Raw genomic sequence first — 16,783 nt, forward strand, 5'->3', positions numbered from 1 at the left:
GGAAATGCGGGGTGTTACCACGCCTCCAGACGGAGGACGTGGTCTTCTCCGGCGACGAGTTCGAGGGGCTCGGCGCCGGAGGAAGTCCGGAGTTCGACGCGGTGGGTGCGGGTGGGGCGCAGCACCGCCGTCGCTTCGGTGGGGCTCCAGGTGAGGTCGAGTTCGGCCCCGAACCTGGTGCGGACGCCCCGTAGTTCACCTCGGGGGCAGATGGTGGGAACCGCCGGGAGCAGCACCAGCCGGTCCGGTGTCGACTGCACGAGCATCTCGACGACGACGCCGGGCAGGGTGTGGGCGGCGTCCGCGTTGTAGACGTTCTGTCTCGGGTAGTGCGCGCTCATCAGCGAGGCGTGGAAGAAGTCCCCCTCGAGGACCTGGCCGAGGGCGTGCGCGACCCGCTCGCCGTCCCGCAGCCGGGCCGCGACGAGGGCGTGGTGCAGGTGTCCGTGCGCCGAGTCGTTCTCGGAGCCGCGGAGTTCGAGGGCGCGGTGGGCGGCCCTGGCGAGGTCGGGGGTGTCGTAGGGGGTGATCTCGTCGAGGGGCCAGACGCCGTAGAGGTGGCTGAGGTGGCGGTGGTCGTAGGTGTCGTCGAGGCCGGGCCAGGCCCATTCGGCGAGGGCTCCGTCGGCGTTGATCCGGTGCGGTGGGAGCCGGTCGGCGAGGGCCCGCCAGGCTTCCGCCTTCTCGGGGTGGTAGGCGGCGGCCGTGAGCAGGGCGTGCCGGGCCGCCGAGAGGTCCATGGCCGCGTTGATCGCACCCCAACTGGCGTTCGCCGGGCGGTTCTCGGGCGAGTAGGAGGGGACGACGACGAGATGGCCGTCAGCGTCCGTGCGGGTGAGGAAGTCCTCGTAGAACAGGGCGACTTCGGCGAGGGCGCGGGCGGTGCGCGGGTCCTGTTCGCCGCGGGTCTCGTCATGGTCGACGAGGGGCTTGAGCAGCCAGTCGGCGCCCGCGGTCCACAGGTGCAGCGGGTACTCGCGCTCGAAGTGGTACGTCAGCCCGGACTCGCCGTCGGAGTGCGGCGGGGCCACGACACCCCGGGCGCCGAAGATCTCGCGGGCGTTGTCCTGCCAGTCGGGCAACTGCCGGTCGATCATGGAGGCGAGGGCTGCGGTGACTTCGGGGAGGGCGGCACACGCGGCCGACGCGGTCTGGAGGTTGACGTTGGCGTCGTTGGTGAACGCTCCCGACCACGCCGTGTCCCAGTCACCGGTCCACAGGCCGGTGAGGCGGGGCGGGTAGAGGCCGCTGGAGGAGAGCAGGTGGTAGCGGCCGGCGGCGAAGAGACGCTCCAGGAGGGCCGGGCTCTCGGGTTTCCCCAGCAACTCCGAACCCGGCAGGGCGCGTTCGGCGGGGTCGGCGGCGAGGTCGAGGGTCACTCGCTCGTACGCCGGGCGGTGCAGGGGGATGTGCCGGTCGAGGAGTCGGGCGTACGTGACGGACGCCGGCTCGGACCCGGATTCGGGCTCGGGGGCCAGGTCGCGCAGGGCCTCGATGTGGGGTGTCGTGTCCAGTTCGCCGGTGTGGCGTACGACGCGGGTCAGCAGGAGGACGGACTCGGCGCCGGTGACCTGCGCGCCGGGCGGGATGAGCGCGGTGCGGCCGCCCGTGGGGACGACCAGGGTGATGCCGGTGTAGCGGCGGTCGCTGTCGGGGTAGCGGACGCGGAGGGTGAGCAGGGCCCCGTCGGCGACGCGGACGATGCTCTGGCCGACCATCATGGTGCCGGGGGCGCCCGGGAGCCGGTGGTCCAGCGAGACGACCAGGTCCGCCGCCTCCACATGCTGGACGATGACGTCGTCCGCGCGGGAGACGAAGACCTGGCTGCGCCGCCCCTGGCACCGCGTGTGCAGGACGCCGGTGGTGAAGTCGACGGACCGGCGGTAGTCGGCGGCGCTCGCGCGCGGGCGGCGCAGCCGGATCTGGAAGGCGGGGTGGAAGGGCTGCACCCACTGCAGCGGGCGGCCGTCCGTGAAGCGCTCGGCGGCGTCGAGCTGCCCGCTGAGCAACCGGTCCTGCAGTGCGGGCAGTTCGGCGGCGAGGCGGGGCGGGCGGGCGTGTTCGGAGCCGTTGGGGCGGACCAGGGTGTGGTGGGTGACAACGACCCGCTCGTCGTCCGGGCCGCCGAACAGGAGGGCGCCGTGGTGGCCGTTGCCGCTGAGGAAGCCGTCCTCCCAGCGCGCGGCGGGTGCGGGTTCCCAGGTGCCGTGGACGGGGCCGTCGGTCATGGCTGGAGCACCGCCACTCCGTAACGTCCCAGCGTGACCTGGTCCGTGCGGGACTCCCCCGTCAGCAGGTCCCGGTGGGTGCCGGTCACGTCGACCGTCACCGGCTCGCGGCCGTGGTTGAGCAGGAAGAGCAGGTCGCCGCGGCGTACCGCCTCGACCTGATCGGGCAGTCCGTCGAGCACCGGTCGCACACCCGCACCGGCGGCGATCCCGGCGAGGAGCTCTCGCAGGGCGCCGGGCTCGGGAAGCGTCGAGAGGTACCAGGCGCGGCCCCGGCGCAGCACGGCGGGCAGCCCGTCGAGCTCACCGCCCTTGTAGGCGGCCTCCGTCGTCCCGTCCTCGGTCTTCTCGATCTCCTCCGACCACAGGGTGCCGTGGAATCCGCCCGGTGAGCCGTCGCATTCCGCCTGCTCCCCCGCGTCGAGCGGCCACCACTCGTGCAGGGTGCGGATGCCGAACAACTCGCGCAGCCGGGCGTCCATGCCGCCGGGACGTACCCGGTCGTCCTGGTCGGCGACGCCGGTGAGGAAGCCGGAGACGAGGGTGCCGCCCTGGTGGACGTAGGCGAGAAGGTTGTCGATCGCCGTGTCGGTGAGGGCGTAGAGCTGGGGGACGACGACCACCTTGTAGGCGGTGAGGTCGTGTTCGGGGTGGGCGAAGTCGGTGGTGAGGTGGGCCTCCCACAGTGCGCGGTGCCAGGCCCGGAGCACGTCCGGGTAGTCGACCTCGTGGGAGAGCCGGCCGTCCTGGGCGCCGGCCCACCAGGCGTGCCAGTCGTGCAGTACGGCGATGTCGTTGGCGGTGTGAGCGCCCGTCACCTGCGAAGAGATCGCGGCGAGTTCGGTGCCGAGCTGCTTGACCTCCTGGTAGGTGCGGCCCTGCTCCCCCGCATGGCTGACCATCCCGGAGTGGAACTTCTCCGCGCCCTGCCGGGACTGGCGCCACTGGAAGTAGCAGACGGCGTCGGCGCCTCGGGCGACGGCCTGGAGGGACCAGAGCCGGTTCAGGCCACGGGGTTTGGGGTGGTTCACGCCCCGCCAGTTGACCGGACCCGCGGCCTGCTCCATCAGCATCCAGGGGCCGCGCGCCTGCGAGCGGGTCATGTCCTGGACGAGCGCGCCCTGCTGGGCTCCCAGGGGATCCCGCGGGTCGGGATAGAGGTCGACGGAGACGACGTCCTCCTCCTCGGCCCAGCGCCAGGCGTCCTGCCCGACCCACAGCGGCATGAAGTTGCTGGTCACCGGGGTGTGCGGGGTGGCCCGGCGGACGATGTCCCGCTCGGCGAGGTAGCACTCCAGGAGCATGTCGGAGGTGAACCGCTTGAAGTCCAGCACCTGGGTGGGGTTCTTCATGTAGTGGGCGTGGCGCGGTGTGTGGATCTCGGCCCAGTCGCCGTAGCCCTGGCTCCAGAAGGCGGTGCCCCAGGCCTCATTGAGCTCCGAGAGGGTGCCGTACCTGCTCCGGAGCCAGGTCCGGAAGCGGGCGGCGGCCTCGTCGCTCCAGTCGTAGGTGCAGTACTCGTTGTTGATGTGCCACATGGTGAGGGCCGGGTGGCCGCCGTAGCGGGCGGCGAGGTCCTCGGTGATGGCGGCGGCGTAACGGCGGTAGGTGGCGCTGGAGTGGGAGAAGTGCTGGCGTCCGCCCCAGTACTCGGTGCGGCCGTCCTCGGTGACGGGCAGGGTGTCGGGGTGCAGGTGGCCCATCCACGGCGGCGGCGAGGAGGTGGGGGTGGCGAGGACGACCCCGATGCCGTGGTCGTGCATGAGGTCCATCATCCGGTCCAGCCAGCCGAAGTCCCGCTCTCCCGGGCTCGGTTCGAGCTTCGCCCAGGAGAAGACGCCCAGGGTGACCGAGTTGACGCCGGCGGCCTTCATCAGCCGGACGTCCTCCAGCCAGGTCTCCTCGGGCCACTGTTCGGGGTTGTAGTCGCCGCCGAACAGGATGCGGCCGCGGGTGGCGTTCTGGAGTCCCGGTGTCACGCCGGCTCCCCGTACTGGATGCCCCGGCCGTTGGTGGCGAGGTAGACGCGGCCGTACACCCGCGGGTCGGCGGCGATGGTCGCGCCGATCCAGCCCCACTGGTGCCGGTCGTCGTTGACGCGCACCCAGGTCTTCGCGCCGTCGTCGGAGCGGTACACGGCGGTGATCGCCTCCGTGGAGCCGACCATGTAGATCGCCGGGTGGTCCGCGCCGCGGGCGGCCTTGCCGAAGGCCAGGGTGTGCGAGGCCGAGCAGCTGGTGAGCTTGGTGAAGGTCGCTCCGCCGTCGGTGGACCGGTACAGGCCGTTCGTCTTGGTGCTCAGCCACAGGTCGCCGGAGCGCCCCGGGGCCGCGGTCAGCTGGAACTGGCTGTCGCCGGAGGGCAGACCGCTCGCGCGCCCGGTGAAGGTGAGGCCGCCGTCCGTGCTGGCGAACAGGGTTCCGGTGTCGGTGTCGTACGCGTAGAAGCGCGTCGGGTCGGCCGGGTCGGCGAGCGGGGTGGCGCCCTTGGGGTAGGTGGAGACCTCGGACCAGGTCGCTCCGTTGTCGGTGGAGCGCTGGGCGGGGTACTTGGTGCCGTCCCAGTGCACGAAGGTCCACAGCAGCACGCTGCCGTCGGTGTTGGTGGCGATCGGCCCCGGCGCGTCCTTGGCGAGGGCGGGCTGGGCCGCAAAGGGCGCCCAGGTCTTGCCGCCGTCGTTCGAGAAGGCGCCGTTGCCGTGATCGCCGAACCCCGTGCGGACGACGTACGAGGGCTTGGCCGCGGCCTGGGCGAGTCCCGTCGCCGACCCGAACACGGGGTTCGAAGCCATGCCGCGCGAGGGCGAGGCGGTAAGCCGCTCGTGGTACATCACACCGATGTCCCCGAGACCGCTGAGCAGGTGCGCCTCCCCGGTCGGGGGCGAGATCAGCTGGCGTACGGAGGTCTCCTCCAGGCCGCGGATCTGCGGGGCCCAGTGCTTGAGGTCCCGGGTGCCGTAGAGGGTGGCGCCGGTGCCGTAGACGACGTGCTTCGAGTCGTACGGGTCGACGGCGACGGCCTGGATCCACCAGCCGAACTTGGGCGCGTCGGCACCGAAGGTGAGGAACGGGGTCTCGGACACGTCGAGGACCGCGGAGTCCTTCAGGGACGTCCAGGTACGGCCGCCGTTCGTGGTCCGGTACAGGGTGTCCACGGCAGCCCAGCGGTTGTTGGTGGAGACGACGACGGTGCCGGGGCGGCGGGCGTCGACGGCGACGCCGCCGTACCCGAAGGTGTCGGAGGAGCCGTCGCTCGTCGTCCCGCCGGGCTTCACGGGCGTGACGTCGGTCCACTTGCCGCTCGCCGTGGCCAGCTTGTGCACACTGCCGTCGGACTGTCCGTTGGGGCCGGGCGCGTTGGCGTAGGTGACGTACAGCTCGCGGGTGTGGCAGTCGTAGGCCGCCCGGATCGGCACCTTGGCAGCGGCACCGGAGGGCTGCGCGGGGACGGCATCCCAGGTGGCCCCGTCTGCGGTGCGGTACAGGTTGGCTGCGGTGCCGTCCGCGTCGCCCCAGCCGGCGTAGACGCTGCGGCCCGCGGCGACGAGGAGGGTGATGCCCTGGCCGGTGGCACTCGGGGTGGCCGGGAAGCTCACGGCCTTCCAGGTCGCGCCCCGGTCCGTGGACTTGAGCAGCCCGTCATGTCTGGTCCCCAACCACAACGTGTCACTGTCCCGAGGATCGACGAGCAGCCGCTCCCCGGCCCCCCGCCCATCCTCGTTCCCACCGAGCTTCACCGTGAGATCAGTACGGGCCCAGGTGGCACCACGGTCCTCGGACCGCAGGACCGCCCCGTTTCCGGCCCAGGGCTGGGCGTAGGTACCGAGGGACAAAAACACCCGGTTCGGGTGAGCGGGGTCGACGGCGATCGCCTCGACCCCGAGGAGGTTCCAGTCGTCCCAGCCGAGATCGTCGTTGAGCGGAATCCAGCGCGCGCTCCGGTCGTCCCAGCGATAGGCCCCGCCGATGTCGGTACGGGCGTAGGCGAGGCCGCGGACGGAGGGGTGGAAGAGGACTCCGGTGACGAAACCGGTGCCGCCGATGACGGCTTGGCGCCAGCGGTAGGAGGGGGTGGTGGAGGTAGCGGCGACTGCCGGCAAGGACGGAACCATGGTGATCGCGGCAGCGGCCGCGGTCCCGGCAAGAACAGCACGACGGCTAGGCCCGGACGTAAGCATGACAAACCTCGCTCTGAACTAAGGGAGAGTGAGCCCACCCAGGGGCGCGGGGAACTGCGCGAGAAGCCACGACGAACCCGCAGCCGCCCAACTACTTGAAGCCCCCGCTTATGAGGCGCAGGTCACCCCTTCACCGCGCCCGTCAACATGCCCTTCTTGAAATGCCGCTGAACGAACGGAGAAGCCACCGCGACCGGGATCAACGCCAGCACCATCACTGCCATCTGCAGCCCCAGCGCCGACAACTGCCCCGTACGAACCGCCTGCTGCAACCCCGTGGGGGCCTCGGTGTGCTTCTGGACGAGCTGGATGAGCACGTTCTGCAACGGCATCATGTCCTGGTCGCTCAGATAGATCGACGCGTTGAACCAGGCGCTCCAGTAACCGACCGCGTAGAACAGCGAGATGACGGCCAGCACGGCCCGGGACAGCGGCATGATGATGGTCAGCAGGATCCGCATGTCGCTGGCCCCGTCGATCCGCGCCGACTCGGTGAGCTCGGGTGAGATCCCCATGAAGAAGGCCCGCAGCACCAGGATGTTGAAGACGCTGACCGCGCTCGGCAGGATCAGCGACAGATACGTGTCGGTGAGACCGAGCGACTGCACCAGCAGGTACGTCGGAATCAGGCCTGCCCCGAAGAACATGGTCGCCATCATGGTGATCAGGAAGAACCGGTGCCCGAGGCTCCCCGGCCGTGACAGCCCGTAGGCCGCCAGCACCGACACCACCATCGAGAACAGCGTGCCGACGAGCGTGACCCCGACCGAGACCATGATGGCCCGGCTCACCTGACCACCGCTGAGCAACTCCGTGTAGTTGACGAAGGTGATGCCCTGCGGGATCACGACCAGGCCGCCGACCCGGTCGATCACCGGCTTCGGGGAGAGACTGGTGACGATCACGATCCACAGCGGACCGAGCACGCCCAGGCAGCACAGGAGAAGAAGGCCGCCCTTCGCGGTGAGTCCCGCCTTGCTGGGCTCCTCCTCCCACACGGGCCGGGGAGGAGCCTGGAGGCTGCGGACGAGCTGCGTGTTGAGACTCACTTCTGGTACACCCCCTGCTCGCCGAGCAGGTGCGCGAACTTGTTCGCACCAAGGACGAGGCACACTCCGATGGCTCCCTTGACGAGGCCGACCGCGGCCGCGTAGCTGAAGTCGCCGTTCTGGATACCCATGTTCCACACGTAGGTGTCGAGGACCTCGCTGGCGCCGACGCCGACCGCGTCCCGCTGGAGCAGGAACTGCTCGAAGCCGACGCTCAGCGCGTCACCCACCCGAAGGACCAGCAGCAGAGCGATCACCGGGCGCAGTGCGGGCAGCGTCACGTGCCACATGCGACGCCAGCGCCCGGCGCCGTCCATGGCGGCGGCCTCGTACAGGTCGGTGCTGACGGCGGCCAGCGCGGCGAGGAAGACGATGATCCCCCAGCCGGCGTCCTTCCAGACGGCCTGCGCGGTGACCAGGTACTTGAACAGGCTCGCGTTGGTCATCAGGTCGAAGCCGCTCCAGCCGTGGTCCTCCAGGGTCTGGGCGATGATGCCCGCGCCGCCGAAGATCTGCTGGAACACGGTGACGACGAGGACCCACGAGAAGAAGTGGGGCAGGTACATGATCGCCTGCGCCACGGCCCGGACCCGGGGCCGGATCACGCTGTTGATGAGCAGCGCGAGGGCGATGGGGATCGGGAAGAACAGCACCAGTTGGAGCGCGAACAGCAGGATGGTGTTCTTCGCGGCGGCCCAGAACAGCGGGTCGTCGACCATCCGCGAGAACTGCTCCACCCCGACCCAGGGGCTGTGGAAGATCGCGGTGACGCCGTTGCTGGAGATGTACGGGTCGTAGTCCTGGAAGGCGACGACGTTGCCCAGCAGCGGGACGTAGTTGAAGAGCAGGAGCAGGAGGATCACGGGCAGCGTCATCAGGATGAGTGCGCGGTCGCGCCGCAGCCGGACCCTGAAGGGGACCTTGCTCGCCTTGGCCGCCTTGTGCGGCACGCGCTCGTGCGTCACCGCGGTGGCGACCGCGACCGTCGGCTCCTCGACGGCCGCGGGAGGACGAGTCCCGTCGGGCCTGCTCCCGGCCGTGAGAGACATCAGTTGCCGCTGCCGTTCTTGTCGATGAGCTGCTTGTACCAGTCGCGCAGCTTGTCGCCGCCGGAGGACTTCCAGGTCGAGATGGCGGCCTGTACGTCCGACAGCTTGCGGTTGCCGCGCACGTAGTCGATCTCCAGCTGCTCGAACTGGCTGGAGAGGTTGGCGTAGCGGGTCGGTTCGACGATGTTCATGCCGAAGGTGGACGTCTTCTTCATGAAGGCGCCCATCCGCTGCTGCCACTCGACCTGCTTGCGGGCGACCTCGGGGAAGTCGGGGTGGGCGTAGTAGGCGGCGGGCGCGGCCAGCATCACCCAGGCGTTGAGCACCTCGGAGTTGCCGAGGTCGTTCTTGACCGGGACGCCGTCCTTGACCGTGTAGTGGGTGCCCTCGACGCCGTAGTCGACGAGCATCCGCTCCTTGGTGCCGTAGGGCGCGGCGGAGAAGTCGGCGGCGGCCAGCGCGTTCTCGATCGTCGTCTTGGAGGCGCCCTTGCGGATCATGGACCAGATGGTGGCCGGCTGGGACGCCCACAGCTTCGGGTTGCCGCCGTCGGCGCCGAAGATGTCCATTCCCTCGATCTCGAAGTCCGGGTTGGACGCGGCCTGTTCGGAGGTCTTGCCGTACCAGCTGGCGATGTTGTCGTTGTAGACGAGGATCTGCCCGGCGGTGAACCGCTGGCCCGCGTCGCCCGAGCGGGCCTTGTCGTCGGGGTGGACCACGCCCGCGTCGAACAGCTTGCGCACCCATTCCAGGGCCTCGAGGTACTCGGGCGCCTCATGGCGGTAGGTCAGCTTGCCGTCGTCCCCGATGTTCCAGCCGAGGGTGCCGGAGGGGCGGACGCCGAACATGCTCCAGGCGCTCCAGGTCATGTCGCCGCAGGCCCACACCTTGGCCTTGGAGCTGGTGGCCTCCTTGGCCCAACTGGCGAACTCCTCAGGCGACTTGGGTACGGAGTAGCCCTTCTTGTCGAAGAGGTCCTTGCGGTAGAAGGGCGTGATCCAGTTCGCGGTGGCCGCCGGCATCGGTATGCCGCGCAGAGCACCGCCGAAGATGCCCATGCGCCAGGCGTCCGAGGGGATCGCGGCCAGGTTCGGGTACTTCTTGACCTTGTCACCCGCGAGATAGGGGCCGAGGTCCATGAACTTGGCGGTGACCGCGTTGGCGATCTTGCCGACCAGCTCCCAGCCGGGCACGACCACCATGTCGGGGATGGAGCTGGAGGCGAGGACGGCGCCGAGCTTCTGGCCGTAGGTGTTGCCGTCCTGGTTCTGCCAGGTGATCTTGGTGCCCGCGGCGGCGTCGAGGGCCTTGTAGTAGGCGCAGCCGGCCTTCGGCGGGGAGCCCCAGAACGGGGACATGATCTTGAAGGGGGCGCCGGTGCCGAGCTTCTCCGTGACCGAGGCCTTGAGGGCGGCGAGGTCGACCTTGCCGGTGTAGCCGGCGGCCGAGCCGTTCTTGGACGGCAGGTCCGGGTTCGCGACCGTGCTGGCGACGAATGTCGGGAGCAGCTTGTCCGCGGCCTTGCCCGACGTGGTCCCCTCACGGTCGCCACCGCCCGAATCCCCACAGGCGGCAAGGAGCGGCATCCCGCCCGCCACCGCGGCGGTGGCGACCGCCGTCGAGGCGAGGAAACTTCTCCGGCTGGGCCCGGAGGAGGGGGAAGCGGCGTTCGGCGTCATTGCGTCAACCCTTCATGGCGCACCAGGACACCCGGCGGTGGAGCCGTCGGCTGCGGTGTCTTGAGTGGAACTGGCTGAGCTGAAGCGATGCTTCGACGGTGTGTCGGAATCCGTAGTCGAAGCGCTTCGATGTTGCTGTGAGGTTAAGTGAACACCCAGGGGTGCACAAGGGTCGTTCCCAAGATTCCTCCGAGGTACGGGAGGTGACCTTTTCTTATGCACCGCTTGAAGTGACGGTGTGGATCTCTTGACACCCGCCCCGATGTCGAATGAGCATCGAAGCGCTTCGAAAGCATCGAACCGATCCATCACAAGGGGATCCCCACGTGACCGCACACCCGCCGCACACACCGCCTTTTCGCGATCCGCACCTGCCGTTCGCGAAGCGCATCGACGATCTGCTGTCGCGGCTGACCCCCGACGAGAAGATCGGCTTCCTGCACCAGTTCACGCCCGCCGTGGAACGGCTCGGCATCGCCGCGTTCCGCACCGGCCAGGAGGCGCTGCACGGCGTCGCGTGGATGGGCCCGGCGACGGTCTTCCCGCAGGCGGTGGGCCTCGGCGCGACCTGGAACACCGAGCTCGTACGGCGGATCGGCGAGGCGGTGTCCAAGGAGGTCCGGGCGATGCGCGCCCGCGACGACAGGGTCGGCCTCAACATCTGGGCGCCGACGGTCAATCTGCTCCGCCATCCGCTGTGGGGCCGTAACGAGGAGGGTTACTCGGAGGACCCGAAGCTCACCTCGGCCATCGCCACCGCCTACACCCACGGGCTGCGCGGCGACCACCCCACGTACTGGCGCACGGCCCCGGTGCTCAAGCACTGGCTGGCCCACAACAACGAGACGGACCGGGCCACCTCGTCCAGCTCGGTGCGACCACGCGTGCTGCACGAGTACGACCTGCGCGCCTTCCGCGAGGCGGTCGTGGCCGGCGCGGTGGCCGGGGTGATGCCGGCGTACAACCTCGTCAACGGCCGCCCCAACCACGTCTCCCCGTATCTGCGGGAGCACCTGCGCACCTGGACGGACGAGGAGCTGCTGGTCTGCTCGGACGCGGGCGCGCCCTCCAACCTGGTCGACCACGAGCACTACTTCGACACCCACGAGGAGGCCACCGCGGCCTCCCTCAGGGCCGGGGTCGACAGCTTCACCGACCACGGCACGGACAGCTCGCAGATGGTCGCGCGCATCCAGGGGGCCCTCGACCAGGGCCTGTTGACCGAGGCCGAGATCGACACCGCGGTCCGCCGGCAGCTCTCGGTCCGCTTCCGGCTCGGCGAGTTCGACCCGCACCACGACCCGCACGCCGACGTCACGGACTTCGACACCCCGCAGCATCGCGCGCTCGCCCAGGAGGCCGCCGAGCAGGCGATCGTGCTGCTCAGGAACGACGGGGTGCTCCCGCTCGCCCCCGACACCCGGCTCGCCGTGGTCGGTCTGCTCGCCGACGAGTGCAAGCTCGACTGGTACAGCGGCACGCTCATCCACCGCTCCACCCCGCTGGAGGGGCTGTACGAGCGGTTCGGCGCCGAGCGGGTGGAGTTCGCGGAGGGGGTGGACCGGGTCCGGCTCAGGACCTCCGCCGGGACGTTTCTGCACGTCCTGTCCGCCGAGAGCGGCGAGGACGAGGCGCGCGGTGCCGAAGGTGCCCTGGACCCGGCGCTGCTCGCGGGCCGCACGGACCTGCCCCCGCTGACGACCGACGCGACGGGCACCGAGTTCGCGCTGATCGACTGGGGCGAGGGCGTCCTCACGCTCCGGGCCCCCGACGGCCGCTATCTCTCCGTTGCCGAGGACGGGTACCTGCGCGCCTCGGCCGACCAGCCCGGAGGCTGGGTCGTCCAGGAGACCTTCCACCTGGAGCAGCACGGCAGCGGTCACCTCCTCAGGCACATCGGTACGGGCCGCCACGTCACTGTCGCCGCGGACGGAGTGAAGGTTGCCGACGAGAATCCGGAACCCGAGGCGAAGCCGGAGACCTTCACGCTGATCATCGTCGAACGCGGCGAGGACGCAGTGACCCGGGTCACATCCGAGGCGGACGTCGTCCTGGTCGTCGCGGGAAACGATCCGCACATCAACGGCCGCGAGACCGAGGACCGCGCCTCCCTGCGGCTTCCCGCCCACCAGGAGCGCCTGCTGCGGGCGGCGCGCGCCGCGAACCCCCGCACGGTCCTGGCCCTGGTCTCGGCCTACCCGTACGCGGTCGACACATCAGGCCTGGCCGCGGCGCTGTGGACGGCCCACGGCGGCCAGGCGGCAGGCACCGCCCTGGCCCGCGTCCTGGCCGGCGACGTCTCCCCGGCGGGCCGCCTCCCGCAGACCTGGTACGAGAGCGACGCGGACCTGCCCGGCCTCCTCGACTACGACATCATCGGCAGCCGCCAGACCTATCTGTACTTCGAGGGCACGCCCCTGTTCCCGTTCGGCCACGGGCTGTCGTACGCCTCCTTCTCCTACGCGGACCTGGAGGCGCGGACCGACGACACCGCGGTCCGCGTGTCGTTCACGATCACGAACACCGGTGACGTCACCGCCGACGAGGTCGCCCAGCTCTACACGCGCGCGATCGACCCGGCGCTCCCCCGCCCGCGCCGCGAGCTGCTGGCCCACCGGCGGGTGACGCTCGCCCCGGGCGCCGAGGAGGAGCTGTCCTTCGAAGTCCCGCTGCGCGCCTTCGAGTTCTGGGACGTGACGCAGGGCCGGTGGCGTCTGGAGCCGGGCCCGTACGAGCTCCTGGCGGGCGCCTCCAGCGAGGACATCCGGCTGCGGACCACCGTGCTGCTCGACGGCGAGCCCGCCGCACCGCGTCCGGTGCTCCGGCGGGGCCTGGAGGGCGCGGACTTCGACGAGCAGAGCGGTGTCGAGATCGTCGACCGGACGAAGGCGGCGGGCGACGCGGTGACGGCCGCCGAGGGTCGCACCGGCGAACTGGTCTACCGGGACTGCGACTTCGGCGCCGGCGTCACCGAGGTGACGGCCCTGGTCTCCGGCGAGGGCTCGGTCGAACTGTCCCTGGACGGTGGCGCGGTACTCGCCACCTGGGAGGTGGCGGAGTCCGAGGCCGGACCGTACGACTACGCCCGCCTCGGCGCCGGGATCGTCGCCGAGGGCGTGCACGACGTGCATCTCAGGCTGCGCGGCCCGTTGCGGCTCGCGCATGTCGGCTTCTCCGGTTGAGGGACCGGAGCGGCTGACGACATGAAGGGGCCCGGCACCGGAAGGCATCGGTGCCGGGCCCCTTCGGGGCGGCGGGTCAGCGTCGCTGCACCCACCCTATATGAAAATGGTTCCCATTAGCCAGGGGTTCTCGCCGGGGACCTCAGAGCGCGAGGCCGGTCAGCACCAGCACCCGCTCGTAGGTGTAGTCGTCCATCGCGAACTTCACGCCCTCGCGGCCCACACCGGACTGCTTGACGCCGCCGTACGGCATCTGGTCGGCGCGGTAGGAGGGCACGTCACCGACGACCACGCCGCCGACCTCCAGCGCGCGGTGGGCACGGAAGGCGGCCTGCAGGTCGTGGGTGAACACACCTGCCTGGAGGCCGTACTTGGAGGCGTTGACGGCGGCGAAGGCCTCCGCCTCGCCGTGAACCTTCTGCACGGTGAGCACGGGCCCGAAGACCTCCTCGCAGGAGATCGTCGTGTCCGCCGGGACGTCGGTGAGCACGGTCGGCGCGTAGGAGGCGCCGTCGCGGTCGCCGCCGGTGAGCAGGCCGGCGCCCGCCTCCACGGCCTCCTTCACCCACGCCTCGACGCGCACCGCCGCGTCCTCGCTGACCAGCGGGCCGACGTCGGTCTTGTCGTCGCTCGGGTCGCCGGTGACCTGGGCCTCGACGGCGGCGACGATACGCGGGAGCAGCCGGTCGTACACCGACGCGTCGGCGATCACCCGCTGCACGGAGATGCAGGACTGGCCGCCCTGGTAGTTGGAGAAGGTCGCGATGCGGGTCGCCGCCCAGTCGAGGTCCTCGTCGCTCGCGTAGTCGCCGAGGACGACCGCCGCGCCGTTGCCGCCGAGTTCCAGGGTGCAGTGCTTGCGCGGCACCGAGTCCATGATCGCGTAGCCGACCTTCTCGGAACCGGTGAAGGAGATCACGGGCAGCCGCTCGTCCTGGACGAGGGCGGGCATCCGGTCGTTCGGGACGGGCAGGATGCTCCACGCCCCGGCGGGCAGCTCGGTCTCGGCGAGGAGGTCGCCGATGATGAGCCCGGAGAGCGGGGTCGCGGGGGCCGGCTTCAGGATGATCGGAGCGCCGGCCGCGATCGCCGGGGCGATCTTGTGGGCGCAGAGGTTGAGCGGGAAGTTGAAGGGCGCGATCCCGAGCACGACCCCCTTCGGGAAACGCCGGGTCAGCGCGAGGCGCCCCTGGCCGCCGAGGTCGGTGTCGAGGCGCTGGGCCTCACCGCCGTTGAACCGCCGGGCCTCCTCGGCGGCGAACCGGAACACGGAGACGGCACGGCCGACCTCGCCCCGGGCCCACTTGACCGGCTTGCCGTTCTCGGCGGAGATCAGCCGCGCGATCTCCTCGGTGCGCTCGACGAGCCTGCGGCTGACGTGGTCGAGGGCGGCGGCGCGGACGTGGGCGGGAGTGGCCGCGAAGTCCTCGCGGACGGCGTACGCGGCGGCCACGGCCTCCTCGATCTGCGCGTCGCTCGGCACACTCACCGTGCCGACCAGCCGGCCGTCCCACGGAGAGGTGACATCGAAGGTGTCCTCGCCGGTGACCTGGCGGCCGGCGAGCCAGAAGGCGGTGGTGGAAGTCATGCCCCCACGGTAGGGCCGTGAGGTCACGAGGGAATTTGTCCGGGGTGTAGCAGTGGGGCGGACCAGCACTCCAGCCCGGCCAACCGCCGCTACTCGGCCGCCGTCGTCTTCAGCGCCAGCCACAGCTCCATGCGTACGTCCGGATCGTCCAGGGAGCGGCCCAGGATCTCCTCGACCCTGCGCATCCGGTACCGCAGGGTGTGCCGGTGGACGCCCAGGTCGGCGGCGGCCGCGTCCCACTGGCCGTGCCGGGAGAGCCAGGCCCGCAGTGAGGCGACCAGGTCGCCCCGGCCGGTCGCGTCGTGCTCGTACAGCGGTCGCAGCAGCCCGTCCGCGAAGGCCCGTACGGCGTCGTCGGCGAGCAGCGGCAGCACCGATCCGGCGGCCAGCTGTTCATGCTCGACGTACACCCGTCCCCGCCGCCGGGCGACCGAGAGTGCCTGTTCGGCCTGCTTGTAGGCGGCCGCTGCGGCGATCGGTCCCGTGGGTGCCGAGACTCCGACGACCAGTTCGCCCTCGTCCCCGGCGCCCGCCTGCTCGCCCGTCCGCGCCGACTCCAGCGCCACCGCGTACTCCCCGCACGCGGTGACGGCGGCCCCGCCGTCCGCGGCCAGCACCACCAGCCGCCCTCCCTCGGGCACCACGAGCACGGTCTCCCCGGAGCGGGCCGCCGCGGACTCCACGATCTCGGTGAGCGCCCCGAGCGGATCGCCGTGCACGTCGGCGGCCGCGGCGAGCGCGGCGGCCGACGGAACGCGGGCGGGGGTGTCGGCGGCGATCCGCACGGACGACACGGCAACCGTCTCCGCCACGATCAGCCGGAAGGGCGCGTCCAGGAGCCCGCCGTACAGGTCGCCCGCGACCGTGCGCGCGTGGTCCGGCTCGCCCGCGAGCAGCATCCGCACCACCGCCACCCCGATCCGCTGTTCGGCCGCCTGCAGGGAACGGGAGCGCTCGGTCGTGAGCGTCAGCAGCGCGATCGCCGAGTGCACCGCGTACCGCTCCGCCGTTCCGAGCGCCGCGGCCGTCCCCACCGCCAGTGCGGCCCGGGGCCGGCGCCCGGTGCCCAGCGAGTGCAGCTCCACGCGGTCGTCGTTGTCGGAAGTGCCGGACCCGCCGACCACGGCGGAGGCGGGCGCGGGCCGCTCCCGCAGGCGTTCCACGTCGGCGGTGATGCGCGCGGCCCGACGGCCTGCCCACTCCGGCGCGGCGGCGACGACGGCGCCCGAGGCGTCGTAGAGCGCCGCCCAGCCGTCGACCTGGGAGGCGAGCGCGGCGAGCAGCCCCTCCGGGCTGTCGGTCAGGGCCTGCCTGGTCAGTTCGCGCTGGGCGGCGAAGCCCGCCGTGACGGACCGGTACTGATCGGCCGCGATCGCCGCGGACACGGCCTTGCTGATGGCGAGGAACGGGGTGCGGCGCGGCACTTCGAGCAGCGGGAGCCCCTCGTCGCGGGCCGCGTCGACCAGGGCCTCGGGGATCTCGTCGTAGTTGACCCCGACGGCGAACCCGAGCCCCACCACCCCGGCCCCGGCCAGCCGCTTCACATACCGCCGCATCGCCTCCGGATCCTCCGCGTCCAGCTTGAGCGCGGTGATCAGCAGCAGCTCCCCGCCCTCCATGTAGGGAACGGGATCGGCGAGCTCGCTGACGTGCGCCCAGCGGACGGGGACGTCCAGCCGGTCCTCGCCCGCGCGCACGGTCAGCTTGAGCGCGGAGTGGTGGACGAGCGAGGCGAGGGTGGGTGGCATGGGGCCTTCAGAGCGTCAGGGAGCAGTGATCGCTGCGATCTTTTGGCCGCCGTGTATGAACGACCTGTGACGATTCTGCCTCA

The 16,783-nt window shown here is 71.0% G+C and carries 9 protein-coding genes; 1 reads left to right on the plus strand and 8 read right to left on the minus strand.

The features are described from left to right. Window positions 1–14 precede the first annotated feature (14 nt). The 6 genes from ABZT93_RS13245 to ABZT93_RS13270 form a co-directional block, all read right to left on the minus strand. Entirely contained in the window at window positions 15–2,228 is a 2,214-nt protein-coding gene (locus ABZT93_RS13245) for a glycoside hydrolase N-terminal domain-containing protein (protein ID WP_356103139.1), read from the minus strand. Continuing rightward, the gene (locus ABZT93_RS13250) at window positions 2,225–4,207 is read right to left on the minus strand and encodes a beta-galactosidase (RefSeq protein ID WP_356103140.1); all 1,983 of its coding nucleotides are present in this window, start codon (window positions 4,205–4,207) and stop codon (window positions 2,225–2,227) included. Before ABZT93_RS13250 ends, ABZT93_RS13245 begins: the two co-directional genes overlap by 4 nt. Further along, window positions 4,204–6,405, minus strand: coding sequence for a 1,4-beta-glucanase (locus ABZT93_RS13255; protein WP_356103143.1), 2,202 nt, complete (start codon window positions 6,403–6,405; stop codon window positions 4,204–4,206). The genes ABZT93_RS13250 and ABZT93_RS13255 overlap by 4 nt, the downstream gene beginning before the upstream one ends. 122 nt (window positions 6,406–6,527) lie before the next feature. Then, window positions 6,528–7,454 carry a carbohydrate ABC transporter permease gene (locus ABZT93_RS13260; RefSeq protein WP_356103146.1) on the minus strand — a complete coding sequence of 309 codons (927 nt, stop codon included), beginning with the start codon at window positions 7,452–7,454 and terminating at the stop codon, window positions 6,528–6,530. Beyond that, window positions 7,451–8,503: an ABC transporter permease subunit gene (locus ABZT93_RS13265; RefSeq protein WP_356103148.1), complete on the minus strand. Its 1,053-nt coding sequence runs from the start codon at window positions 8,501–8,503 to the stop codon at window positions 7,451–7,453. The genes ABZT93_RS13260 and ABZT93_RS13265 overlap by 4 nt, the downstream gene beginning before the upstream one ends. Then, complete coding sequence (locus ABZT93_RS13270) at window positions 8,503–10,182, minus strand: extracellular solute-binding protein (protein ID WP_356103151.1); 1,680 nt, start codon at window positions 10,180–10,182, stop codon at window positions 8,503–8,505. The genes ABZT93_RS13265 and ABZT93_RS13270 overlap by 1 nt, the downstream gene beginning before the upstream one ends. 326 nt (window positions 10,183–10,508) lie before the next feature. Here ABZT93_RS13270 and ABZT93_RS13275 point away from each other — a divergent pair, with 326 nt between their 5' ends. Next, on the plus strand, window positions 10,509–13,364 hold the full coding sequence (locus ABZT93_RS13275; protein WP_356103154.1) for a glycoside hydrolase family 3 C-terminal domain-containing protein: 2,856 nt from the start codon (window positions 10,509–10,511) through the stop codon (window positions 13,362–13,364). Window positions 13,365–13,506: 142 nt separating this feature from the next. Here the strand turns inward: ABZT93_RS13275 and ABZT93_RS13280 are convergent, their stop codons facing one another. Then, on the minus strand, window positions 13,507–14,952 hold the full coding sequence (locus ABZT93_RS13280) for an aldehyde dehydrogenase family protein (protein WP_356103156.1): 1,446 nt from the start codon (window positions 14,950–14,952) through the stop codon (window positions 13,507–13,509). An 89-nt stretch (window positions 14,953–15,041) separates the two neighbouring features. Then, a complete protein-coding gene (locus ABZT93_RS13285; protein WP_356103159.1) occupies window positions 15,042–16,700 on the minus strand; it encodes a PucR family transcriptional regulator in 1,659 nt (552 codons plus the stop codon). Between the last annotated feature and the right edge of the window lie 83 nt (window positions 16,701–16,783).

The organism is Streptomyces sp. NPDC005303, from assembly GCF_040607335.1.
GTDB lineage: Bacteria > Actinomycetota > Actinomycetes > Streptomycetales > Streptomycetaceae > Streptomyces.